The sequence below is a fragment of the Klebsiella sp. WP4-W18-ESBL-05 genome, assembly GCF_014169075.1.
GTDB lineage: Bacteria > Pseudomonadota > Gammaproteobacteria > Enterobacterales > Enterobacteriaceae > Kluyvera > Kluyvera ascorbata_B.
In genome coordinates this window covers 1,059,885-1,084,486 of the sequence record NZ_AP022057.1, presented here as the reverse complement: position 1 = coordinate 1,084,486, position 24,602 = coordinate 1,059,885, and the positions used below count along the sequence as shown (strand labels likewise).

General features: G+C 53.6%; 23 protein-coding genes. 13 read left to right on the top strand and 10 right to left on the bottom strand.

Features of this window, described 5'->3' with window-relative positions; translation table 11 throughout:
* The first annotated feature begins 99 nt into the window (after nucleotides 1-99).
* The 3 genes from H7R58_RS05195 (at nucleotide 100) to H7R58_RS05185 (ending at nucleotide 3,639) form a co-directional block, all read left to right on the top strand.
* Entirely contained in the window at nucleotides 100-987 is an 888-nt protein-coding gene (locus H7R58_RS05195; RefSeq protein ID WP_106928205.1) for a MurR/RpiR family transcriptional regulator, read from the top strand.
* Nucleotides 988-1,109: 122 nt separating this feature from the next.
* A complete protein-coding gene (locus tag H7R58_RS05190; protein WP_182934656.1) occupies nucleotides 1,110-2,000 on the top strand; it encodes a dihydrodipicolinate synthase family protein in 891 nt (296 codons plus the stop codon).
* A gap of 307 nt (nucleotides 2,001-2,307) precedes the next feature.
* Entirely contained in the window at nucleotides 2,308-3,639 is a 1,332-nt protein-coding gene (locus H7R58_RS05185) for an MFS transporter (RefSeq protein ID WP_106928161.1), read from the top strand.
* On the opposite strand, the gene H7R58_RS05180 is transcribed toward H7R58_RS05185, so the two are convergent.
* Complete coding sequence (locus H7R58_RS05180) at nucleotides 3,611-4,303, bottom strand: IclR family transcriptional regulator (RefSeq protein WP_106928163.1); 693 nt, start codon at nucleotides 4,301-4,303, stop codon at nucleotides 3,611-3,613. The two genes, H7R58_RS05185 and H7R58_RS05180, sit on opposite strands and share 29 nt — an antisense overlap.
* 62 nt (nucleotides 4,304-4,365) lie before the next feature.
* Here H7R58_RS05180 and H7R58_RS05175 point away from each other — a divergent pair, with 62 nt between their 5' ends.
* The 7 genes from H7R58_RS05175 (at nucleotide 4,366) to H7R58_RS05145 (ending at nucleotide 13,015) form a co-directional block, all read left to right on the top strand.
* The gene (locus H7R58_RS05175; protein WP_182934655.1) at nucleotides 4,366-6,624 is read left to right on the top strand and encodes an FAD-dependent oxidoreductase; all 2,259 of its coding nucleotides are present in this window, start codon (nucleotides 4,366-4,368) and stop codon (nucleotides 6,622-6,624) included.
* 323 nt (nucleotides 6,625-6,947) lie between these two features.
* The gene (locus H7R58_RS05170; RefSeq protein WP_182934654.1) at nucleotides 6,948-7,859 is read left to right on the top strand and encodes a WYL domain-containing protein; all 912 of its coding nucleotides are present in this window, start codon (nucleotides 6,948-6,950) and stop codon (nucleotides 7,857-7,859) included.
* Between the two features lie 30 nt (nucleotides 7,860-7,889).
* Nucleotides 7,890-8,723, top strand: a complete 834-nt coding sequence (locus H7R58_RS05165; protein WP_182934653.1) for a GTPase — start codon at nucleotides 7,890-7,892, stop codon at nucleotides 8,721-8,723.
* Nucleotides 8,724-8,734: 11 nt separating this feature from the next.
* A complete protein-coding gene (locus H7R58_RS05160; protein ID WP_182934652.1) occupies nucleotides 8,735-9,268 on the top strand; it encodes a hypothetical protein in 534 nt (177 codons plus the stop codon).
* Between the two features lie 18 nt (nucleotides 9,269-9,286).
* Nucleotides 9,287-11,116, top strand: coding sequence for a dynamin family protein (locus H7R58_RS05155; protein WP_182934651.1), 1,830 nt, complete (start codon nucleotides 9,287-9,289; stop codon nucleotides 11,114-11,116).
* A gap of 4 nt (nucleotides 11,117-11,120) precedes the next feature.
* Nucleotides 11,121-12,764, top strand: a complete 1,644-nt coding sequence (locus H7R58_RS05150; protein WP_182934650.1) for a dynamin family protein — start codon at nucleotides 11,121-11,123, stop codon at nucleotides 12,762-12,764.
* Complete coding sequence (locus tag H7R58_RS05145; protein ID WP_182934649.1) at nucleotides 12,761-13,015, top strand: YkgJ family cysteine cluster protein; 255 nt, start codon at nucleotides 12,761-12,763, stop codon at nucleotides 13,013-13,015. The genes H7R58_RS05150 and H7R58_RS05145 overlap by 4 nt, the downstream gene beginning before the upstream one ends.
* Here H7R58_RS05145 and urtE read toward each other — a convergent pair.
* The 5 genes from urtE to H7R58_RS05120 form a co-directional block, all read right to left on the bottom strand.
* Nucleotides 13,012-13,710 carry an urea ABC transporter ATP-binding subunit UrtE gene (gene urtE, locus H7R58_RS05140; RefSeq protein WP_182934648.1) on the bottom strand — a complete coding sequence of 233 codons (699 nt, stop codon included), beginning with the start codon at nucleotides 13,708-13,710 and terminating at the stop codon, nucleotides 13,012-13,014. The genes H7R58_RS05145 and urtE overlap by 4 nt on opposite strands.
* A 1-nt stretch (nucleotide 13,711) precedes the next feature.
* Nucleotides 13,712-14,503: an urea ABC transporter ATP-binding protein UrtD gene (gene urtD, locus H7R58_RS05135; protein ID WP_182934647.1), complete on the bottom strand. Its 792-nt coding sequence runs from the start codon at nucleotides 14,501-14,503 to the stop codon at nucleotides 13,712-13,714.
* On the bottom strand, nucleotides 14,496-15,572 hold the full coding sequence (gene urtC / locus H7R58_RS05130) for an urea ABC transporter permease subunit UrtC (protein WP_182934646.1): 1,077 nt from the start codon (nucleotides 15,570-15,572) through the stop codon (nucleotides 14,496-14,498). The genes urtD and urtC overlap by 8 nt, the downstream gene beginning before the upstream one ends.
* Nucleotides 15,572-17,146, bottom strand: a complete 1,575-nt coding sequence (gene urtB / locus H7R58_RS05125) for an urea ABC transporter permease subunit UrtB (RefSeq protein WP_182934787.1) — start codon at nucleotides 17,144-17,146, stop codon at nucleotides 15,572-15,574. The genes urtC and urtB overlap by 1 nt, the downstream gene beginning before the upstream one ends.
* Before the next feature lie 393 nt (nucleotides 17,147-17,539).
* Entirely contained in the window at nucleotides 17,540-18,760 is a 1,221-nt protein-coding gene (locus H7R58_RS05120; RefSeq protein ID WP_182934645.1) for an MFS transporter, read from the bottom strand.
* A 186-nt stretch (nucleotides 18,761-18,946) separates the two neighbouring features.
* On the opposite strand from H7R58_RS05120, the gene H7R58_RS05115 reads away from it, so the two are divergent.
* Nucleotides 18,947-20,154, top strand: a protein-coding gene (locus H7R58_RS05115) for an IS3 family transposase (RefSeq protein ID WP_089617520.1) whose coding sequence is annotated in 2 segments (ribosomal slippage) — nucleotides 18,947-19,268 and nucleotides 19,268-20,154 — 1,209 coding nt in all. Because the reading frame shifts where the segments join, the coding sequence is not laid out codon by codon here.
* 253 nt (nucleotides 20,155-20,407) lie between these two features.
* Nucleotides 20,408-21,181, top strand: a complete 774-nt coding sequence (locus H7R58_RS05110) for an LEM-3-like GIY-YIG domain-containing protein (RefSeq protein WP_182934644.1) — start codon at nucleotides 20,408-20,410, stop codon at nucleotides 21,179-21,181.
* Nucleotides 21,182-21,319: 138 nt separating this feature from the next.
* Here the strand turns inward: H7R58_RS05110 and H7R58_RS05105 are convergent, their stop codons facing one another.
* From H7R58_RS05105 to H7R58_RS05095, 3 genes are all read right to left on the bottom strand, one after another.
* Nucleotides 21,320-21,565 (bottom strand): hypothetical protein, encoded by a 246-nt coding sequence (locus H7R58_RS05105; protein ID WP_182934643.1) that lies wholly within the window; start codon nucleotides 21,563-21,565, stop codon nucleotides 21,320-21,322.
* A 234-nt stretch (nucleotides 21,566-21,799) separates the two neighbouring features.
* Nucleotides 21,800-22,195 (bottom strand): hypothetical protein, encoded by a 396-nt coding sequence (locus tag H7R58_RS05100; protein ID WP_227674956.1) that lies wholly within the window; start codon nucleotides 22,193-22,195, stop codon nucleotides 21,800-21,802.
* Nucleotides 22,196-22,428: 233 nt separating this feature from the next.
* Nucleotides 22,429-22,971 (bottom strand): DUF3916 domain-containing protein, encoded by a 543-nt coding sequence (locus H7R58_RS05095; protein ID WP_182934642.1) that lies wholly within the window; start codon nucleotides 22,969-22,971, stop codon nucleotides 22,429-22,431.
* Nucleotides 22,972-23,230: 259 nt separating this feature from the next.
* On the opposite strand from H7R58_RS05095, the gene H7R58_RS05090 reads away from it, so the two are divergent.
* Nucleotides 23,231-23,851 (top strand): histidine phosphatase family protein, encoded by a 621-nt coding sequence (locus tag H7R58_RS05090; RefSeq protein ID WP_182934641.1) that lies wholly within the window; start codon nucleotides 23,231-23,233, stop codon nucleotides 23,849-23,851.
* 143 nt (nucleotides 23,852-23,994) lie between these two features.
* Here the strand turns inward: H7R58_RS05090 and H7R58_RS05085 are convergent, their stop codons facing one another.
* Nucleotides 23,995-24,498: a DUF2569 domain-containing protein gene (locus H7R58_RS05085; protein WP_182934640.1), complete on the bottom strand. Its 504-nt coding sequence runs from the start codon at nucleotides 24,496-24,498 to the stop codon at nucleotides 23,995-23,997.
* Nucleotides 24,499-24,602: the final 104 nt, after the last annotated feature.

Below are 24,602 nucleotides of genomic sequence, written 5' to 3'. Positions count from 1 at the left end.
AATGGCGGCAATTACGCGGTTTTTACGCCGATTTTCTTGCCTGACCGCAGACGCTGCCCCATCATGAACATCCACCGTCAGCGCGAAGAGCAGGAAGCAATGGAGAGTCCGAATTCACCGGTTAAGGCCGGAAAAATACTTGATACTCTGGGAGCCATGCAGAGCAGTCTGACCCGCGTCGGGCAGCGCATTGCCCACTACATCATGACCTCCCCACACCGAGTGACACAGCTTTCTATCGCCGATCTTTCGCAGGAAATTAACGCCGGAGAAGCCTCGGTCATTCGCTTTTGTCGCCAGCTGGGCTACAAGGGTTTTCAGAATTTCAAAATGGAGCTCGCCATTGAGCTGGCGATGGTCGATAGCGACGACAGCAGCACGCTGCTGGACGCTGAAGTGGTGGAAAATGACGATGCCCATACGATTGGCCTGAAGCTACAGGGCGTCATCGCCAACGTGCTCTCTGAGACGCTCAACCTGCTGGACATGCACCAGGTTGAACAGGTCGTCGACGCACTGTACGCCTGTAACAGCGCCTATATCTTCGGCGTGGGTGCCTCGGGCATCACCGCTGAAGAAATGAAGCACAAGCTGATGCGCATTGGTCTGCGGGTAGACGCCCTGACCAATAATCACTTTATGTATATGCAGGCCTCCCTGCTTAAGCCAGGCGATGTGGCGGTCGGCATCAGCCATTCCGGCCATTCACCGGAAACCACCCACGCGCTGCATCTGGCGAAAGAAGCGGGCGCCACCACCGTTGCTCTCACCCACAATCTCGGCTCACCGTTAAGTAAAGTGGCTGATTTTACTCTGATTAATGGTAATCGACAGGGGCGATTGCAGGGCGACTCGATAGGGACAAAGACCGCACAGCTGTTTGTGCTGGATCTGATCTACACCCTGCTGGTGCAGAAAGATCCGGAACAGGCTAAAGCCAACAAACTGCGCACCATGGATGCGTTAACGGTTCCCCGTCAGGCTTGATTTAGTGCTATCGATCACACTCTGATACTCTCGCTTTTCGTCGTGGGTATCATTTCATCGCAAATTGGAGTTATGCTTCATTTAACTTTTATTTAAGAAGAAAAACACCAATTGAGGTTTACATGGAAAAGCTAACAGGTCTTATCGCTGCACCGCATACCCCTTTCGACGCCCACGGTGAAGTGAACTATCCGGTCATCGACCAGATTGCCGAGCATCTTATTGGCCAGGGCGTAAAGGGCGTGTACGTGCTTGGCACCACCGGTGAGGGCATTCATTGTTCCGTTGCGGAGCGTAAAAAAATTGCCGAACGTTGGGTGGCAGCCAGCCACGGTAAGCTAAGCATTACGTTGCATACCGGGGCGCTGAGCATCGCCGACTCCCTTGAGCTGAGCCGCCACGCCGAGACGTTAGATATTTTCGCGACTTCAGTCATTGGCCCATGTTTCTTCAAACCGTCCAGCGTCGACGATTTAGTCGAGTACTGCCGGCTCAACGCCGCCGCTGCGCCGTCAAAAGGCTTCTACTACTATCACTCGGGGATGTCGGGTCTGAACCTGGATATGGAGCAGTTCCTGATCGCGGCGGCAGATAAAATCCCGAACCTGTCCGGTATGAAGTTTAACTCCAGCGACATGTATGAATTTCAGCGCTGCCTGCGCGTCAACAACGGCCAGTTTGATATTCCCTTCGGCGTGGATGAGTTTTTACCGGCCGGGCTGGCCTGCGGCGCGATCGGCGCGGTTGGCAGCACCTACAACTACGCCGCGCCGCTGTATCACCGCCTGATCGACAGCTTTAATCAGGGCAACCACCAGGACGTCGCGGCCTGCATGGACAAAGTGATCGCCATTATTCGTGTCCTGGTGCAGTACGGCGGCGTGGCGGCCGGCAAGCTGGTTATGCAGCTGCACGGCATTGATGTTGGCGACCCGCGTCGTCCGCTGCGCCCTATGACGGCGGAGCAGAAACAGGACGCACTGGCGAAATTCCGCGCGGCTGAGTTTATCTGAATGTGAGAGGGCGGCACGCACACCCTCGCCCCGGCCCTCTTCCTGAAAGGGAGAGGGGACATTTGAGTACCACAGTCTCCACCCGCACATTCAGTCCCCTCTCCCCTGCGGGGTGAGGGGGATACACTCCACCCCACATCCCTCCCCCAAATCCTGAAACCGGTTTTATTCCTGTACAAATCCAAGGCAGATCACACTTCTCCACATCCCACTTTGCATCACGCCAACTGTTTCTATAAAAGAAACACTAACAGCAATGATATGACGTCTCGTACCTTTAACATCCTCAAACCATGAGAACACCTCTATGTCAGAACAACCGATAACAGGATCTGCCGCCCGCTCGACCGGACGAGTACGCTTCTTTGTACTAGGCCTGGTGTTTATTAATATAATTATCAATTACATGGATAGAACAAACCTGTCCGTTGCGGCAACCCAAATGTCCGGCGAGCTGCAGTTTACCCCGCTGCAAATGGGGCTGATTTTCTCTGCATTTGGCTGGATCTATGCCGCTTTACAGATCCCCGGCGGCTTTCTGATTGACCGACTCGGTTCGCGTCTGGTGTACGGCGTGGGGCTGTTTATCTGGTCGTTGATTACCGCGCTGCATGCCATCGCCAACAGCTTTGGCTCGCTGGTTGGCCTGCGTTTAGGCGTGGGGGCCTTTGAAGCACCGGTGATGCCGTCAAACAACCGCGTGATCTCAAGCTGGTTCCCGGAGCAGGAGCGCGCAACGGCAATCGGTATCTACTCGTCCGCACAGTTTGTCGGCATGGCGCTGATGACGCCGGTACTTTTCCACGTTCAGGATCTGTTCGGCTGGCGCGGGCTGTTCTTGATTACCGGCGTGGTGGGGATGATTTGGGGCGTGCTGTGGTACTGCGTATATCGCGATCCGCTGGATCACAAAACCGTATCGAAAGCCGAGCTGGATCATCTGCGTAAAGGCGGCGCGGTGATGGAGAGCCGCGAGAATGCCGCTAAACGTCCGTTCAGCTGGCAGGATCTGGGGCTGATGTTCAAAAGCCGCAAGCTGATTGGCATCTACTTCGGTCAGTTCACGATTTCAGCCACCTTCTGGTTCTTCCTGACCTGGTTCCCGACCTATCTGGTGCAGTACCGCCATATGGATTTTATTAAGTCCGGCTACGTCGCCTCTGTCCCTTACCTTGCCGCTTTCGTCGGCGTATTGCTGGCCGGGTTTGTATCGGACCGCCTGATTCGTCGCGGCGTCTCCACCAGCTTTGCGCGTAAAGCGCCGGTGATCCTCGGCATGGCGCTGACGCTGTTTATCCTTGGCGCCAACTACACCGATGACCCGACGCTTATCATCCTGTTTATGTCCATCGCCTTCTTCGGCAACGGCCTGGCAACGATTACCTGGGTATTTGTGACCGCACTGGCACCGCGTCATCTGATTGGTCTGGCGGGCGGGGTGTTCAACTTTACCGGCGCGCTCTCTTCCATCGTCGTGCCAATCGCCATCGGCGCGCTGATCGACGGCCACAACTTCGCGCCAGCGCTCGGCTTCATCGCCGTACTGGCCTGTCTGGGGATCGGCTCTTATCTGTTCGTGGTCGGCAAGATTGACCTCGACGGCGACAAAACTATGCCGTCAACCGGTCGCAAAGCGTAATGAGCTCGGCCAGCCGCGCGGCGGTCTGCTCCGGGGTGGCGTGATACATGCCGGCAAAGGCCAGCGCCGCCTTATGTGAGCCGAACTGAATCGGCTGCGCGAGGGAGAGTTCGCCGTCCTCGTGTGGCCAGACCACATGGCCCAGCTGGCGCTGCTGTTGAAGAAACGGCGCGATGCGCGTCATCTCTTCGGCGCTGAAGCGCTGAGCCAGTACCTCGTCCTCTTCGGCGGCGAGCAGCGCAATCCCGATGACCGACTGACAGGCCGGCATCATGTGAAAACCCGCCAGCGCCTGGCTGATATGGCTCCCCGGGCGTGAGTGGAAAATATAGATAACCTGGTCCTCCCACAGGACGCCCATCGCCACCACGATATCTTTCGGGGCGTAGGTTTCCAGCAGCGGGAGGGCCTTTGAGAACAACGTTGAACCACGGATCGCCTGGGCGGCCAGCGCGTGAATGCCGGGGCCCGGCAGGTAGCGGCGCTGCGCGTCCTGGGTGGTCAGGCCAATGGCCGCCATGGTCATCAGCAGACGGTTCACGCGGGTGGGGTTGATCCCCATCAGCCGCGCCAGTTCGCGACAACCGATAGCCCGATCGCTGGAAACCAGATATTGCAGGCAGCGAATGCCGTCGATAAGGCTTTGATTAGGTTGAGACGACATAGCGGGATCCCGTTTTTTTAAAGACTATTATTTTATCGCCAGAAAGGCAGGAATTACAATTTATGCAAATTTTCCAGCAAACCCATCAACGTGATTTTCCGCATCAGACCCTGCGTACCGATCTGCTGGTCGCCGGCGGCGGGCTGGCGGGACTGTGCGCCGCGCTGGCCGCCGCCCGCGACGGTTTACAGGTCGTGCTGGTGCAGGACCGTCCCGTCTTAGGCGGCAACGCCTCCAGCGAAGTACGCTTATGGGCCAACGGTGCCACCTCGCACATGGGTAACAACAATCGCTGGTCGCGCGAAGGCGGCATCATGGGTGAGATCCTCGAAGAGAACCTGTGGCGCAATAAAGAAGGCAACCCGATGATGTTCGACCTGCTGCTGCTGGATCTGGCGCAGCGCGAAAAGAACCTCACCCTGTTGCTCAACACCGCCATTTACGCGGTGGAACGCGAAGGCCTGCGCATCACCGAAGCCACCGGCTTTAACGCGGTTAACGAAACCTTCTACCATATTCAGGCTGCGCAGTTCTGCGATGCCACCGGCGACGGCGTGCTCGGGCATCTGGCGGGCGCTGAGTACCGCGTTGGTGCAGAAGACGCCGAAGAGCTGGGCGAAAAAATGGCTCCCGGCGATAACTTCGGTCACAAGCTCGGCCACTCAATCTATTTCTACACCCGCAAAAGCAGCGAGCCGGTAAAATTTGTACCGCCCTCTTTCGCGTTGCAGGATATTGAAGCCATCCCGCGCTACAAGCGACTCACCTCCACGCTGAACGGCTGCGATCTGTGGTGGCTGGAATGGGGCGGCCGTCTCGACACCGTGCATGACAGCGAGCAGATCAAATGGGAGCTGTGGAAAATCGTCTGGGGCGTCTGGGACTACATTAAGAACTCCGGCGAATTCCCGGAAGCTGAAAACCTGACCATCGAATGGGTTGGCTCGATTCCCGGCAAGCGCGAAAGCCGCCGCTTTATTGGCGATCATCTGCTGTGCCAGCAGGACATTATTGAGCAGCGTGACCACTACGATGCGGTGGGCTACGGCGGCTGGTCCATCGACCTGCATCCGGCGGACGGCGTTTACAGCCAGCACGACGGCTGCCGTCAGTTCCACAGCAAAGGCACCTACACCATTCCGTACCGCAGCCTCTACAGCCGCTCGCTGGACAACCTGTTCCTCACCGGACGACTGATTTCCGCTTCTCACGTTGCCTTCGGCAGCGCCCGCGTGATGTGCACCTGCGGCCTGCTCGGCGAAGTGGTGGGCCGTGCGGCCGCCCTGTGCCATCAGCATCAGTTGAGTGCGCCGCAGCTGGCAGAAAGCGCGAACATCGGCAAATTACAGCAGCACCTGCAGCAAACCGGCTGCTACATTCCACGCCAGCAGCTGCATGATCCGGCGCGCGGCGCGCGGGTGAGCGCCAGCAGCGAACTGGCGCTGACGGCCCTGCCCGCCAGCGGTCGCTGGATGGCGCTGGATGAGCGCATGGCGCTGCTGCTGCCGGTGAAAGCGGGTGAATCCTTACCGGCAATGCGCTTTACCCTGCGCGCCGCCAGCACGCAGCCGGTCAGCATCAGCCTGCTTGCCAGCGACAAAGTCGCCAATTACTGCGCCGATACGCTGCTCGACGAGCAGACGTTAACGGTGCAGGAAGCCGGTGACTACAGCGTGGAATTTGGCTGGCGTAGCGATGTCGATCGCTATGTCTTTATCGCCTTCACGCCCAATAGCCACGTCGAAATCGCGCTGAGCGATGTGGCGCTGCCGGGTATTATGACGGTGTTCAACAGCCAGAACGCCCGCGTGGCGAAACATCCACGTCAGGTGGTGGACGGCGATTTTGGCGTCGACGCGTTTGATTTCTGGGTACCGCGTCGCCGTCCGCATCAGATTATGCCCGCAATTCAGTTTGCCGCGCCGCTGCGCTGCTATGACGTACAGAGCCTGCTCAACGGTCGCCTGCGCCCCGAACAGCAGATTAACGGCTGGGCTCCCGCACTGGACGACGCTGCACCGCGTCTGACCTGGACGTGGGATGCGCCACAACCCCTACAATCGCTGACGCTGATGCTGGATAACGACTTTGATAACGCGATGGAAACCGTGCAGATGGGCCACGCGGAAGCGGTCACGCCACACTGCACCACCCACTACCGCCTGTGGGCTGACGATACGCTGATTGCCGAGGTGAAGGACAACCACCATTCGCTGTGCCAGCACACGCTGGAAGCGCCGCGCGCGGTGTCAAAAATCACCCTTGAGCTGGTGAAATCGGCGGGGGCCGTGCCTGCCGTCTATTCGCTGAATATCACCTGATTCCGCCCCAACCACATTGCTCGGCCTCTCTCCCTTGCGGGAGAGAGGCCGACATTACACATTATGCAGCTTCCTCTCCCTCGCCACTTCAGCTATCACCGAGGTGTTCTGTCTTTTGCCACTTAACGCCTGAATTTTTTCCCACTGTCACAACCTGTCAGAGTTCTGCTCTACCCTCGTTATATCGCTCCATAAAAGAACACCGTTTTGCTCTTAAGTTTTGGGGGTTCTGGCCGTTAATTATGTTTAAAGGGCGAGTAAAAAAGGGCGCGGGCAGGACCGCCTGCGTAATGATTTTCTGAATCACACTTTTCAGGATCATAATGAAAAAGAGCTCCGGGAAAAAAAATAGGTTACTCATAGAAAGAGTATGTGAAACGTTTAGCGCGCTTTATCAGGGTTCGATTATTGATAAAGACTGGCTCTGTTCGCGTTTTGATATTGCCGAACGCACCGCTTATCGGGATTTAGCCAGGCTCTCACCGCTGCTGGATGATATTGGCAACGGGCGCTTTAAGCTCAGCAGCCACCTTATTCCCTCGCTGCATTCCGGTCATCTGAAGGAATTTGCGCACTTCGCAGGCGTATCGCAGATTTTCCCGCACACCGATGGAAAGTCGCTCCTTAACCGAATGAAAAAATCGGATAATATAGAAATCGTTGGGGTGAAGAGCAGGGATAATCACTCGCTCAGCGCACTGTTCGATAATCTCGATAACGCCATCACCGCACGACGTATCGTCACCTTCCGCTACCGTGAGAAACCACGCTGCGTTCAGCCGTATAAACTCATTAATCACTATGGTTTGTGGTATCTGGCTGGCGTTGATGACGGACGACTTAAAGCCTTTGAACTGGCTAGTATTGGCGGCTTTTCCCTGTCAGAGACGAGCTTTACCCCAACCGATAACATTATGGCTGAGCTCAATAGCGCAAGCGGCATTCGCTTTGGCCAAGGTATCGAGGCGACGCTGTGGGTCTCTGCCCACGCCGCGCAGTTTGTCACGCGCCGCCCCCTGTTCCCCGAGCAACGCATTGTTGAAAAGCACCCGGATAACAGTCTGAATATCACCTGCGTCGTTAACGATAAACATACCCTATTTCGCTGGCTACGCTATTGGATGCCGGATATCCACATTGCGGCACCTACCGCGCTTAAAGACGATTTTGTTGAAGACTTTCACTCGCGTATCGCCTCGGCCGACATGACTAACGTTTCCGAGATTTCTTCTTAATCGCCTTTTAACCGAATGAGAAATGAATTTATGGTTGATTCAACGCAGTCTCTACACACACAGCTGTTACATAAAGCAGATGCTTTACTCGCCCAGAATATGACTGCGGGTAAACCCGTGGTTGTCGCCTGGGGCTTAATGAATGCGGGCAAAAGCTATCTTTTAAATATGTTAACCGATCATCTCCAGACCGAGTGTTTTCGGACAAATGACATCCGCGAAACGGCGGAATTGAAAGCGTTCGAAACCCCGGATTTTATATTTCTCGACACTCCCGGATTGGATGCAAATAGCAACGACGACCTGATTGCCGGAGAGGGCGCGGCAAAAGCGGATATCGTCCTGTTTGTTCATCAGCCGCAGGGGGAGCTGGAGAAAATTGAAATCGATTTTCTTCGCGAAATTAAAGCATCGTTTGGCCAGTATGCCGAACAAAATATCATTCTGGTTCTTAGCAAATCGGATGTTGAAACGCCTGAGAAGATTGAAGAGATCAGGCAGCGTATGCTCGAACAGTGTCGTGATAGCCTGGGATTCAACCCCCGCTGCTACGCCCTTTCCGGTTCTCGCTTCCATGCGGGAATGACGCAGAAGAAAGAAGGCCTGGTGCGCGCCAGCCACCTCGGTGATTTGACGAAGACGCTACAAACGCTGAATCGCGATGCCCGCGCCGTTAAGCAGGAACGCCAACGCCTGGCGATAGAGAACGTGCTTGAGGAGATAGCCAGCGCCCAACACGCCATTCGTAAACAGCGACTGCAAACGCAAAAAACCATCCGCATTGGGCTTGAGCCATTCGACCTGGCAATGAATGACTTTCGCAACTTAATGGCTACTCAGCTCAGTAAATTCCCGGCAGCGTAAGGAGAAAACACATGGCATTACCCTGGTTAATTGGCGCTGCCGTCCTCGGCATTGGTGCAATTATCGCGTCATCCGGCGATGACAGCAGCTCAAATAACAATGGCGATGATGAAGAACGCCGTCGCAGAGAACGGGCCGAACGCGAACGACGAGAGCGCGAAGTCAACGAACAGCGCCAATCGATAAAAGAAACCCTGCTGAACGAAGGTGAAAAGCGATCGGCTGATTTTCAACAGCTGTTGTCCGGCTGGTTTAATGCCGAGTACCAGAGCCAGCCGCCGTTTAAAGCGAAAATCCTCGAGACCGGAACGCAGTATAAGCGCATTGTCCCCGAGTATTTCACCGATGCTCAGCAGCTGTCCCTGCTTTATGAAAAAACGCGCGAAAACCTGAACGAGTTTGAAGCCTGCTACGACGTTAAGCTCAGTATGACGGCTAACCTACGTGAGAAAGTTAGCGCCTGCGCCCTGGGCCAGCAGCAGCTTGATGAATTGCAGCAGTATCGCCGCAAACTGGAAGCACGCCTCCAGAAACTCACAAGCTAAGCGAGCAGGGATAAAAACATGCACAACGAGATGCTACGCGAGGAACTCCTCGCCTCTTTTCAACAGCTGCAAAATCAGTTCAACTCTTCCCTGGAAGAGGCGAAAATATTGGATCGCGAATTCGCAAGCCGCTACCAGCAATTCAAACACAACCTCTCCGGCCAATTGGCTGAAGCACGCGTAAAGCTGCCAAAAAACAGCCCGCTGAGCCAGTCGCTCACGGAGTTCATCACCGGACTGGAAAAGCAAGATAGCGCATGGAAAGCCAAACTCGAAAGCCAGGATAAGGGGCTGAGTTTCCGCAAAAATTTCGAAGACTCTTTATTGGTCTACGTATACGGCAAGGTCAAATCAGGCAAAAGCTCACTGGGCAACTATATGGCCTGGGGATACACCGATCCCACCGAACAACAGCAGCAGCATGGTCAGAGCGCTCTGGAGTATAAATCTTACGAAAACTCTGACGCGGAAAATGGCGATGCTCACCATGAAGCCGAACGTCGGGAGAAATTTCGCGTAGGTGCCACGGAAGCCACCAGCTCGATCCAGAGCTTCCGTCTACCGGGGCTGACCTGGGTCGATTCGCCGGGCCTGCACTCCGTACGCATGCAAAACGGCGATCTCGCCAGAGAACATGCCGATCATGCGGATCTCATCCTCTATACGATGAAATCCGACGCGCCCGGCCGGGCGAGCGATCTGGCAGAGATCCGCACGCTGTGTAGCAAAGAAAAAAATATCATGCTGTTACTGACCGGTAGCGACAAAAAAGAGCACGACTGGGATGAGGAAAATGATGTATTTCTCGACCGTCTGATCATGAAATCGGCGAACGATCGCCAACTGCAACGTGAATACGTCAAAAAAGAACTTATTGCTGCCGAACTGGACGCTGACAACGTCGAAATTCTCTCAGTGTCTGCACGCTATGCCGAGCATAACGCGAATGATGCCGCCAGCATTCGCGAAAGCGGCATGGGACAACTGTTCTCCACCCTGCACCGTATTTCTCAAGAGAAAGGGGTAAGGATGAAGCGGGCCGTGCCGATCCGCAACTTCACCCACTTCCTCAACGGTTGCATTACAGAGGTTGAACAGTACCGCACGTTGACGGGCGAATTCACCCAGCTTGTTGCTGAGATGAAAAGCCGAACCGACCTACAAATGCGACCGGCCATTCTTGAAGCACAATCCACGATGCGCAGGAATATTCAGGCACAATTCGATGCGCTGACCGCACATCGCGATAACAGAGATCACATCAACAACGTGCTGACAGCAGCCAAAAAGACGTGGGATGAAGACGCGGAGACGCTAATTACGCAAGCGCTGGATCGCATTTTAAGCGATGTGATGACCAACTTTAAATCGAAAGTCATCGCGACCTGGACCGCATCTGAACTCAAACTGCCTGAGTTTTCCGTCCAGACGGTCACCGAGAACATTCCGGATGGCTACATCAAAAGCACCCGGGGCCGCCGAAGCGGCATTGGCGCAGCACTCGGCGGCCTTGCCGGTAGCCTTCTCGGCCCGCTGGGCACCGTTGCCGGGGCAAGCCTTGGAGGAGCGCTAGGCGCAGCGGCGGGAAGCAACGCCAGAGTCAGCATGCGTTCAATTGAGATTGCCGTCGGCGATAACCTGAACGATCTGCATGTCCAGATTCAACATCTGTATAACGGCGTCGTTGGTAAAGAGATCGAACATCGCGTTAATACACTACTCAGCACGCTACTCATCGACATGGGTGACGCCTGCACAGCGATCAATGGTGAAATCAGCAGTTTTAAGGCCGCGCTGGAAAAACTCCAGAAAAACGCAAAAGATAAATTAATCAGCGAAGAGGGTTAACGCTATGGAAATCACCACCCCTGCACTATTCAGCGCCTATGACCGCACCGTTGAGCTGGTTAACCAGCATCCCGCGATGGCCGCCGGTTTTGCCACCGTACAGCGTCAGTTTGATGACAAACGTCGCCAGCCGGATGCCAGCATTATGGTGTATGGCGTTTACAACGCAGGTAAAAGCACGCTCATCAATGCGCTTATCGGCGATAACGTAGCGAAAACCGGCGATATTCCACTCACCGACAGCGTCGATGCATACTCCTGGGGTAATACCCGGATTTTAGACACTCCAGGCGTTGACGCGCCCTTGGCGCATGAACAAGTGACACGCGAGCAAATGCTCGCTGCCGATGCGATTATTTTCGTCGTCAACCCCTCAGGGGCCGCGGAAGAAGAGAAAACCCTTCAGGTATTAGTCGATATCTTACAGGCCAAAAAGAAGCTGTTTCTGGTACTGAACGACAAAGATAATATGGATATTGAGGCCCTGACGCGGCTCAAAAATGATATCCGTATCCGTCTGCAAACGTTAGCGGAAGCACGCGGTATGCAGGAAATCTTGCATGATATTCCAATCCTGCGCGTGAATGCAGAAATGGCGCTCAAGGCAAAGCTTGCCAACAAACCGGGATTACTCCAGGTGAGCGAATTTCCTGCCTTTGAAACGGCACTGGCGACATTTGTTGCCGGGATCGATACGCAGCATATCAACCGCCGCCTGGCCAGCACGCTATACCAGTTTCTGGACAGCGCGCTCCAATCACTTGATAAACAAACCACTAGCGAAACCGTGCGCAGCTTTGATGCCTTAATCAAAAGTATCGTGGAGCAGCAATACGCGTGTAAAAAGAACCTGATGGCTGAAATCAAGCGCCAGAGCGAAGAGATGTACTACGGCAGCAAGGCCGCCCTGCGTCAGGGAGCGGGAAATCCGCAAGATAAGATTGAAGCCATATTCAATCAGGCCTGCGAGCGCATTGACACGTTACAACGACAAGAGGTCGAGTATCTGGTGACGCGCTTCAAGCACGATCTGGATCATCTCGAAACGGTTATCTGGGCGCAGTCGAAAACGCATCAGGATGTTCCGCACATGCCGGAAGAGCAGGTCCACCAGGAGGCTGAAAATGCGGATAAGTCCAGCGCCATAAACGCCGATATGGTCAGCAATGCGGTCACAACGCTGGGATCGCTGGCCAAACCGGAACACATCGTATCAGGCCTGAAGCTGGTAAAAGAGTGGGCCCCATCACTGATGAAAGGCATTGGGACCAAAACCATGGAAAAATGGGGCGCAGCCGTCATTGGCAAATGGATTCCTTATGTCGGGCCTGCGGTCACCGTGATCAGCTCACTCTGGGATATTTTCGCTGAGGATAGCGAAACTAAAAGAGCGCGTGAGCAGAGCGAGCAGTATCGACGCGAATGGGAACGCTATCAGCAGGAGGTTGAAGATTTTGCCCGCACCACGGCGGCACAGTTTGAATCTTCAGCCATCAAGCAAATGAACAGCTCGTTCGATCCCTGGTTTAAAACGCTACTGGAGGAGCTCAACGCTTCGCGTGATATCGCCAGCCAACAAGATCGAGCCATCGGCGACGCCGTGCTCGCCGCCCAGCAGCTTGCCTCAGAGCTGAAGGCCTACGCGTGACGCTTTCGCCGTTTCCCTGCAACGCCTGCGGCAAATGTTGCCGCAGGGTTCATGCCAGCGAGCAAACCACATTTCTCGATCGCGGGGATGGGGTTTGCCGCCACTTTGTCGAAGAGACGCACCTCTGCGCCATCTACGAGACTCGTCCGCTGGTATGCCGCGTGGAAGATTACTACCGCGCTCATTTACAGGACGTCATTGAGTGGGATGCGTTCGTGAAGCTGAACATGGCAATTTGCGAGAAACTTTAAATAGCCACTAACTGCCTGACGCCCTGCGCTTCCATTTCATCCCCGCGCCCGCGCGCAATGATGGTGCCGCGCGACATCACCAGATACTGATCCGCCAGCTCCGCGGCAAAATCGTAAAACTGCTCCACCAGCAAAATTGCCATATCGCCGCGGTTGGCAAGGCTGCGGATCACTGCGCCAATCTCTTTGATCACCGATGGCTGAATGCCTTCGGTCGGTTCATCCAGAATCAACAACTGAGGTTTGCAGGCCAATGCTCGCCCAATCGCCAGCTGTTGCTGCTGCCCACCGGAGAGATCGCCGCCTCGCCGCCCTTTCATTTCGCGCAGAACGGGAAACAGGTCGTAAATATCCTCCGGCACACTTTTCGCGTCGCGACCAGAAAAGCGCGACAGCCCCATCAGCAGGTTCTCTTCGACCGTCAGGCGCGGAAAGATTTCCCGCCCCTGCGGTACGTAGGCAATGCCCTGCTGCACCCGCTGGTGCGGCTTGCTGGCGTTAATCAGCTTGCCCTGCCAGTGGATAGTGCCGGACTTCGCCGGAATCAGCCCCATCAGGCACTTCAGCAGCGTGGTTTTCCCCACGCCGTTGCGCCCTAACAGGCAGGTAATTTCACCCGGCGTGGTGTCAAAAGAGAGGCCGCGCAGAATATGGCTACCACCGTAATACTGATTTAAATCATTAACCTGTAACATATTAGCGCCCCAGATAAACGTCGATAACCTGCTCATTGGCCTGCACATCGCGCAGCGATCCTTCTGCCAGCACCTGCCCCTGATGCAGGACAGTGACGTGGTCGGCGATGGTTTCCACAAAGCCCATATCGTGCTCCACGACCATCAGCGAATGCTTGCCGGCAAGCGTACGGAACAGCTCGGCAATATAGTCCGTTTCCGCATCGGTCAGCCCGGCTGCGGGTTCATCCAGCAGCAGCAGGTGCGGCTCCTGGACCAGCAGCATGCCAATTTCAAGAAACTGCTTTTGCCCGTGCGAAAGCAGGCCTGACGGGCGATGACGATGGGCGGTGAGCCGCAGCAGCTCCAGCACTTCATCAATACGGTCCCGCTGGCTACCGGTGAGCCTCGCCCGCAGACAGGTCCACACCGACTTATCCATTTTGAGCGCGATTTCAAGGTTCTCCATCACGCTCAGCGCCTCAAATACCGTCGGCTTCTGGAACTTACGCCCGATACCCGCTCGCGCAATCTCCACCGATGACATGCCCATCAGGTCGATATTCTGGTCGTAAGTCACCGTACCGCTGTCCGGCCGCGTTTTGCCGGTGATCACATCCATCAGCGTGGTTTTCCCCGCACCGTTGGGGCCAATCACGCAGCGCAGCTCGCCGACGCCAATTTTCAGCGACAGGTTGGTCAGCGCACGGAAAGCATCGAAAGTGACGTTGATATTATTCAGCTCCAGCACAGGATCGGTGGTATGACGGTAGCGATCCTGCGGTAGCGCTTGGGTGAACAGGGAATCAGTCATGCTTCCTCCGTTTAAGCAGGCCAATCACACCGCGCGGCAGGAACAGCGTGACGAGAATAAACATGAGTCCGAGGAAAAAGAGCCAGAAGTCAGGGAAGGCAACGGTGAAGTAGCTTTTGGCGCCGTTAACAATGCCCGCGCCGAGAATCGGGCCAATCAGCGTACCGCGTCCGCCGAGCGCCACCCAGATGGCGGCTTCAATCGAGTTGGTCGGCGACATTTCGCTGGGGTTGATAATCCCCACCTGCGGGACGTACAGCGCCCCCGCCAGGCCGCATAGCACCGCGGACAGCGTCCAGACGAACAGCTTGAAGCCTTTTGGATCGTAGCCGCAGAACATCAGACGGTTTTCCGCGTCGCGCACGGCGGTCAGCACGCGGCCAAACTTACTGCGTGTGAGCAGCAGGCCAATCGCCAGCGAGCCTGCCAGCAGCAGCACGGTGGCGACAAACAGCGCGATACGCGTGTCGGTAGCAGAGACAGGGAAGCCCAGCAGCGTGGTAAAGCCGGTAAACCCATTGTTCCCGCCAAAGCCGGTTTCATTGCGGAAAAACAGCAGCATCCCGGCGTAGGTGAGCGCCTGGGTCATAATGGAGAAGTAGACATCTTTGATGCGTGAACGGAAGGCAAAATAACCGAATACCAGCGCCAGCAGGCCCGGTACGAGGATAATCAGACACAGCGCCCAGGCGAAGTGCTGAGTACCCGCCCAGAACCACGGCAGCTCGTTCCACGACAGAAAAGACATAAACGCCGGCAGCCCATCGCCGGACGCCTGGCGCATCAGATACATCCCCATGGCGTAGCCGCCCAGCGCAAAGAACAGGCCGTGTCCCAGCGACAGCAGCCCGGCGTACCCCCACACCAGATCCAGCGCTACGGCCACTACCGCATAGCAGAGAATTTTGCCGATAAGCGTGAGCGTATAGGTCGACATCGCCAGCGGATGCGCCGCCGGTAGCAGCGCGAAGAAAGGCAGCGCCAGCAACGCTACCAGCACCAACGCCGCCAGTGAGCCGGTCAGGCGCGGCGCGCGGCGCGCAATAGTTAACGTAAGTGGTTGGCTCATCAGTCAATTACCCGCCCTTTGAATGCGAACAATCCTTGCGGCCGTTTTTGAATAAACAGCACGATCAAGACCAGAATGGCAATTTTGCCCAGCACCGCGCCTATCTGCGGTTCCAGCACCTTATTGAGGACGCCAAGGCCCAGCGCTGCCGCCACGGTGCCGGCAAGCTGGCCTACGCCGCCGGTCACCACCACCAGGAAGGAGTCTATGATGTAGCCCTGCCCCAGCTCCGGGCCCACGTTACCCAGTTGCGACAGGGCAACGCCGCCCAGCCCGGCGATGCCGGAGCCTAAACCGAAGGCCAGCATATCGACGCGCCCGGTCGGCACGCCGCAGCAGTCGGCCATACGGCGGTTTTGCGTCACCGCACGCACGTTCATGCCAAGACGCGTTTTGTTCAGCAGCAGCCAGGTCAACGCCAGCACGCCAATAACGAACAGGATCACGGCAATGCGGTTATACGGCAGCACCAGGTTAGGCAGCACGCTCCAGCCGCCCGACAGCCAGGCGGGGTTAGCCACTTCAAGGTTCTGCGTACCAAACAGGACGCGCACCAGTTGAATCAGCATCAGGCTGATCCCCCAGGTCGCCAGCAGGGTTTCCAGCGGTCGCCCGTACAGGTGGCGAATAATCGTGCGCTCAAGCAGCATGCCGATCGCGGCGGTGATAAAGAACGCCACCGGCAGCGCCACCAGCGGATACAGCGCCAGCCACTCCGGCGCCAGCCGCTGGAAAGCGTCCTGCACCAGCCATGTGGAATACGCACCGAGCATCAGCATCTCACCGTGGGCCATATTGATAACGCCCAGCAGACCGTAGGTGATCGCCAACCCCAGCGCCGCCAGCAGCAGGATCGAGCCCAGCGAGATGCCGCTGAACGCCTGGCCCAGCCAGTCGCCCCATCTCAGACGCTGCTGCACCTGCTTCAGACTTTCCGCCGCCGCTGCGCGCACCGTCGCATCCGGTTCATTTTGCGGCTGCGTCAGGCGGCTAAGGCTCGCCTGCACCTGCGGATCGCTGGCTTCACCCAGCAGCTTAACCGCCCGCAGACGCTGCTCCGCGCGGCTGTCAGAGAGCTGCAGGTTGGCTACGGCAATCGCCAGCGCGGTATGTACGCGCGCGTCCCGCTCGGCCGCCAGGCGCTGAGTTAACATGGGCAACTGATCCTGCTGCGCGCCGTTTTGTAACGTCAGGGCCGCCGCTAAGCGGACGTTCGGGTCATTGCTGACCAACTGGTGCGATGCCAGCGCGCTGGCCACCAATCCGCGAAGGCGGTTATTCATAAACACTTTTTTGGTCTCGCCCTGCGGCGCAGCGTGCCCTTCCAGCGGTACCAGCCTGCCCCCCTGCTCGCTGAAAAGCTGGCCATCGGCATCGCTGACCACCGACGCCTGGCTCAACGCTTCGAGCAGCGGCAGGCGCACAGCATCAGGTTCTGCGGCCCAGCGCTGGAGCAGGGTCGCCTGCTCGCTGCGGCTCGCCTGCCCGTAATCGGCGGCCGGGCCCGCCAGCGCCGGGGCGCTGAACAGGAGAAACGCGAAAGCCAGAAATAGCGCTTTTGGCGATCGTCTCATTATGAATGTCATCGTTGAATTCCTGTTGGTATACAAGATGGAATTCATTTAGCAAGGCTTGTGCCAAATACATAATGATATGTTTTTAAAGGAGTTAAAATAAAACCATCGGTTTTTGTTATTATTAACGCGCACCGCCACAGGACATCCGCGCACGATAATAGCGCAGCCTGTCATAGGTAAATTAAATACCCCCAGCGGTGAGTCAGAATATTTTTTGATAAATAAAGACGTGGTATTTGAGGATGAGAACACCTCGATAGCTATTTTTGAGGTTTTCTACACTGAGTACGTTGTGACAATTTAAACTTATTCGGCAAAAAGGACGCTGTTTAGAACGCCATAGGCGAGCAGGCAGTAAATTTACCTGCTCGCAAAGATGGGATTCAGTGATTATTCGTTACTCGTTCGACTCAACCAGAGCAATAAACAAACCGCCCCCAGACTCAGCAACGAAACGCTATAAAGCGCGGTAAAAGCGCCAAAATGCTGAGCTATTGCGCTGGTTAAACCGGTAGCAACAGCGGCTGTCAGAACCTGTCCACGCCATGATATTGCACTGGCTTTCGCAACATCCTTTTGCGAGAAATTCCTCAGAATACCGAACGTTCCCAAAGCAAATACAATATTCGACGCCATATGGGCACAGAAGATCAGAACAAGCCCGGCAAAGGAGGCGCTCAGGAATAGGGGTAATAAGAAATAGGCTCCGATAAACAGCACCAGACATATCAGCAGCAGGCCGTTATTGGCGCTATATCGCTGCAATTTACCGGCATCCAGCATGAGTGGCCCACAGAGCTGTCCAAGGCTGCGGGCAAAAAGTAGCGGTAATGCCAGCCCGGCGGAATCTTCAGGCCTCATTTCTTGTGCCAATGCGGGTAAAAGCGCCATCGCCGGGGATCCCACCGCAGCAAGCGCAGGTAACAGCAAAATGCTTCTTTTTTGCATGGGCGATATAACGCGCCAGAGCGGAGCCTGGCTGTCAGAAGAAACCTCCGCAGGCTGGCGTTCTGCGTCGCGAAAAACCGATCCGGAGATCATAAGCAGCGCCACAGCCGCCGTAAAACTGAGGGCATCAAGGGCAAGCAGATACAGGGAATCAATCAGGTCAAACAGAACAACACCCAGCCCGGTCCCCAACAAAACCTGTGAGGCAAAAATGAGGGTTTCCATGGCCGTTGCCGCAGGAAGTTCATCAGTGCGCAATCCACGTTTGAACAGCAGCGTCAGCGCCGGGTAGCTCATGCCGCTGAGCAGTGCTTCTGCACACTGCACGACCAGCAGCGCTGGAATACTATGATGCAGCAAACCATACAATGGAAAAATGAGCACCAGCAGACCCGATATCTCAGTAAAAATCAGGACCCGCAGTGGTGATGTTTGCTTACACAGCGTCTCGCCCCAGATGCTGCCAATAAAGCTGGGTAGCATCGACAGCATATACACCATGGTAAGCGTCGCAGGAGAAGCCTGCCAGTGCAGAAGTTGACCGAAAATAATGACCTGAGTCAGCCCATTACCCAGCGATGACAGAATATAGGCAAAACCAAGCAGGCGTAACCAGCGATGGTTACGCAGTGCGCCAAGAAGCGCAAACAGTAACGTGTTCATACAGAAAGATTCTCAACTTAAATAACAGAAACCCACGCAGCCATCAGGCAACGCGGAAAATAAACACTGTTAAAAGAGAAAATCGTTACATGGGGTGATGTAGCCCCCTGAAACACCGGACAGTAGCTGTATCTCCAGATAAGAGATAGGCTTGAATATATGTCTAACACTAACGCCAATTTTGAGATGACCGGGATCCTGTTAGGGCAAGAAGTCCGTAAACGTAAAACTCCTCAGGAGAAGATCGCCATTATCCAGCAGACGATGGAGCCGGGTATGAATGTCTCCCATGTCGCCCGCCTGCATGGTATCCAGCCCAGCCTGCTGTTTAAGTGGAAGAAGCAATATCAGGAAGGCAGCCTCACCGCCGTTGCGGCTGGAGAGGAAGTCGTTCCTGCTTCTGAGCTTACTGCTGCTCTGAAGCAGGTCCGGGAGCTTCAGCGCCTTCTGGGCAAGAAAACGATGGAAGTTGAGATCCTGAAAGAAGCCGTGGAGTACGGTCAGTCGCGAAAATGGATAGCGCACGCGCCCTTGTTGCCAAAGGACGGGGAATAGCCATGGTCAGCCGGACCATGGGCGTGTCGCGTGCGCAACTGTCACTGCGGATTAACCGTTCTGCCGACTGGCAGGACAGGCGCTGTAACCGGCGTAATGAAGAAGCAGACGCAGAAATACTGTCGGCTATCCTCAACATTATCAGCGATATGCCGAGTTATGGTTATCGACGCGTGTGGGGCATCCTGCGCAAGCAACGTCGCACAGAGGGACAGCCACCTGTGAATGCCAAACGGCTTTACAGGATAATGAGCGAGCATAACCTGTTGTTGTTGCATCACAAACCAGAGCGACCGAAGCGTGAACATAAGGGCAAGATAGCGGTGGCAGAAAGCGATATGCGCTGGTGTTCAGATGGCTTCGAGTTCGGCTGCGACAACGGCGAAAAACTGCGGGTAACGTTCGCGCTGGACTGCTGCGACCGTGAGGCCATAGACTGGGCAGCAAGCACGGGAGGCTATGACAGTTCGACCGTGCAGGATGTGATGCTGAGGTCGGTGGAAAAGCGCTTCGGCGACAGGTTGCCCGACACAGCGGTGCAGTGGCTGACGGATAACGGTTCAGCGTATACCGCGTATGAAACGCGGAGGTTCGCGAGAGAGCTGAATCTGGAGCCCTGCACAACAGCGGTGAGCAGCCCGCAGAGTAATGGCATGGCCGAACGGTTCGTGAAAACGATGAAAGAAGACTATATCGCGTTCATGCCAAAACCGGATGTGAGAACAGCACTGCGAAACCTTGCAGTAGCGTTCACGCATTACAATGAAAACCACCCGCACAGCGCGCTGGGATATCACTCCCCGAGGGAATACCGGCGGCAGCGGACATCGTTAACTTAAGATACAAAAGCTGTTCGGAGATGGAGGGTCAAGATCATGGGGAACGGTACGCTACTGGAAACGGATACAGCACTTTAGCACAGAAAAAACAGATAGCTATCGTGAGATAGGATGTTCGATCCGTGCCAGGAGTGGACGTTGCTTTTTCTTCGGTATATCAATCATAGGGGGAGATTAATAGGTAATATTAGTTGTTAATCGACATTGCTATGTTTAACTTATGCCTCATGAATCAAGAACTAGGAGTTATAGCATGGATATCAAGGAGTTTCCTCCGGGAGTGATGGAACATCTTGGCTGGTATGTATACCGATTAATTGATCCAAGGGATGGAAGTACCTTTTACGTGGGGAAAGGAAAAGGGAATCGAGTATTTGCTCATATGCGCGGTGAAGTCGCTGCGGTTGATGATGATGAATTGCTCAGTAATAAACTCAAGCAACTTCGAGAGATAAGGTTGGCTGGTCTTGAGGTTATTCATGTAATCCACCGACACGGTATGACAGATGAAAAGACCGCGTACGAGGTTGAAGCTGCACTTATCGACGCCTACCCCGGTTTAACTAACATCATGAGTGGTGCTGGCAGTAATGAATATGGTGCAGCACACATCAAAGAATTGATCGCAACATACCAACCCGAAACAGTCGTGTTCCAACATAAAGTCCTGATGATTTCCGTGAATAGAAGTTCAAAGGATGTAGACCTCTATGATGCCGTACGATTTAGCTGGCGTGTGCGTGTTGAGCGCGCTCGTAAGGCTGAATTTATACTGGCCACAGTGAGGGGAATCGTCAGAGGGGTTTATATAGCTGATGAGTGGCTCGAATCTACCCGTGAGAATTTCCCTGAGATGCCTTCATGGGATGCTGATGATGAGTTTGAATCTACTCAAAAATCCCGCTTTGGATTCAGGGGAAGACTAGCTCCTCCTGATATAGCAAAAATTTACCTTGGTAAAAAGATTCCGGACGTTCTTAGAAAGAAAGGCGCTATGTCTCCTGTAAAATATTCTCCAGATTTTTGATGTCTGAATAGTGAAAGGCACTGTTTCTGTTAGCGCTTTTTTGGGAAAAAGTGGCAACGTCTTCTTTTCGCTCATAGCAAATCTTGCAGTGCTCCAGGCGGACCGCTTAGTGCCAGGAGCGGACATCCGGGGCATTTATTATCTTACCTTCGCCAAGATTGCTCTGAGCAGCTCGATGGTTCTCCAGATGTCATCCTGTGTATCTCCATCCCAATCAGGAACAGTGGCCAACTCAGCTTTGAGCTGCTTTATGAGGATATGTGCATCTGCAATTTCATCCTTTCGACATTTTGATGCAATACGAGGTATCGCTGTCGAAGATAGTTTGGATTGAGGTGGAGGGTTGGTATATTCGGCTGCAATTAATTTTTGTAATTTTCGCATATGATCAATATACCCGGAGGAGAGGTTAGGATAACAAAAGTTATGCTACATGGTAATTATTCCTGAAAAGGAAGCCAAGAAAATAGTTGCCCCATTAATCTTCCGCTTCTCGCTCACAGCGGACATCGATCTTCGAGCCTATCCGCGCAGTGACAAGATCGGATCTTTCTATGGCTATTGTGTGCCAAAAAATTGAGCACAGGTCGCATCAGCACATCATATCTATAAGTCAATTTATCTATCTGAAACATAAATTACGCCTTTCATTTTATTTGGCAATGTTTCATATTTCAATGGTGTTTTTGGTTTCGAAATTAATTTATATACACCTTGTTCATAGTCGTAGCTGAACAATCCTTTACTTGACATCTCAACAAATGAACGCAGATAGCAAGAACGTTGATTTTCATTTGAAAATACAGGCAAATTGCCTTCTATCACATAGACCTCTGACAAGGGTTCCAGTGAGTAAATATAATCAAGAATAAAATTATAGTCCTCGGCAGATGACTTGATCCTTTCAGGAACCGGCCCCTGACCTGCTGTTGCAAAATGCGCTAAGTACCCTTCTTGGCTGGATAAAAACCAGTCCAGATCATATTCTAAAATGTCATCGTCCATTTCCGTCATTTTTTAACACCAAATATCTTTGTTCATTTCTCACAACGTAGAACCACATCACCACTACCTGACCGGATGCGATGACCTATCCCCGGTTGATTATCAGATGCTAGTGTTAGTCCTGCATCTGATACAGAATGGATTAAAGGACCGTTTTTCGCTCACTGCGGACCTTCATCTCAGTTAGCTCGTCCACTGTGTGCCAAGAGCGGACGTTCAAGCAAACATAGAAAACGGCACTATCACAGGAGCTGTCCATAATACCAACGCTCTCCGGTGAACCATTCATCACGATCCTCACTCCCATAGTATTCGAGCGTAATACCCAGTTCCTGCACATTAGTTGGAAGAATGAGCCCCCACTCAGCAGCTAGACTGCGCTCTTTAATCAAAGCGGAGGCACCATTTTCAGAACGGTCTTCAGTAATAAAGCTTTGGTAATAGTCTTCTGATCGATAGAGACAGATTTCGCTTGTAAACATATCCGGAAGGCATATAACCGCAGTAATCCGGGGGCTGTAATTCATACCAGCAGTTGCTGTTATAAGATTTGAACAAGCATTAATCATGGCTTGCGCGCAATCTGCTTTGGTTTTAAGTGTGCTGTACTTTCCCTGAATAAGATTAATCTCTACCGGGATTTTGAAATTCCAGTAATGCTCATCCTCTGAAAACACGCTTCGTTGAGGGTTATGAAATGTACCAGCCCAACGGTTAAGAGCTTTCAAGCGGCGTGGAATATTTCTGACTTTAGTTCGATGATCTCTGTTAAGCCGTCTGCTCATGAGTATTTTAATTTTCACCCTTTTAAATGATTTAGGCTGTGTACAGCTAATCGTTAAGCATTAATGTAACTCACCTTTCTCGATTTGAAACGCCTTATGGCCGCTTCTCGCTCCCAGCAGACCTTCATCGCTGCCCGCCCCTGCCCGCTGCCGACGTTATCTAAAACAGCAACCCGCTTATTCGTCTACACTTCGACCTGAATTGATGCACATATTGTGCAGTGCAAGCACTCCTGCGGGCTGGCGGATATAAATAACGATGAAAGTAATACTGGTAAGGCATGCCGAAACCGAGTGGAATCTAAGCAGGATAATCCAGGGGCATAGCGATAGCCCGATTACCCCCCGGGGTATACGAGAAACATCGGCATTACTGGCCGCACTGTTGGAAAGCGCCTACCCGATAGCATGTATTTACAGCTCTCCTCTCGGGCGCGCACGGCAGATGGGGTTGAGCCTGGCAAAAGGCCTTCACTGCCCACTGATCATTGAACCGTCACTAAAAGAACAGGCTTTTGGTCGTTTTGAAGGGCTCGCATCCGCGCAGCTCACGCGCAGCCATCCGGATGATGTAAATGCGCTATTCATGCACGATGCAAACTATTGCCCTCCTGAAGGGGAAACTCTGGCTCAGGCTACCCAGCGAATCATGGATTTCTTTTGTCACCTGCAAATAGCCAATCAGCATCAGACGGTTTGTGTGGTGTCTCACGGCCAGGTTAGCCAGGGCGTTCTGGCGCAGCTAAAAGAGGGGGTTATCGATAATTTTTCTCGCTACGCCCAGCCCAATGCGAGCTACTCTGTTCTGGAATGGGTAGACGGGAAATGCACAAATCTTCAATGGGGAATGGCTACACATCTCATGAAATTAGCAAGATAGCGGCTTTGGGGTATGACGACGAACGGAACAACGTTTATCCTGGCCACTCGCAGAGCGCCCGCCCCTGGTTTTGCTGGCTGAAGCGCGGCAAGCATACTCTGCGTATCCAATAATCAGCGATAAAAAGCCACGCCAATGGCCTCTTAGCGGATAAACGTTCTTTTTACGCGCACGGATGTTATGAAATACGGAATCCAAATGAACGCTGATATCACATTTCTGAAAACAGGAACAAGTTCATTATAGCCAATATTTACGCCGGGAATTAACCTATAAAGCATATAGAGATTTAATGACATTGTTACTACAATAGATATCAAAAACAGCATATAAAGCTTGGGTAAAAATCTTTTCTTTCTCAAGAAAAAGGAAAGTACCGTCAGAGAAAATAAAAACTCTACGGCATAAATAGCAAGAGAGAGTGCAAAGAATGTTTTCGCACTGACATTCAAATGCGTATAATTCTCTGCCATAAATTTAAATGCATCTGTCATTGCAAACAGATACCCCGCAGCGGTAACCACTAACCCGATGAGAGGTAAAAATAAAAAACCGCCAATTTTCCTGAAATGTTTTTCTTCACAGACATCGCAAAATTCTCTTTCCTGAGGTATGGCTACCCCGCACTTTATACATCCCCATTCCATAAACGATCCTTTGATATATTTTTATAGTTGTTATGATACTAAAACAAGCATATCACAGAGGCAAGTGAACAAAATAATAGAAAACACTCCAGTAATTGTTATCT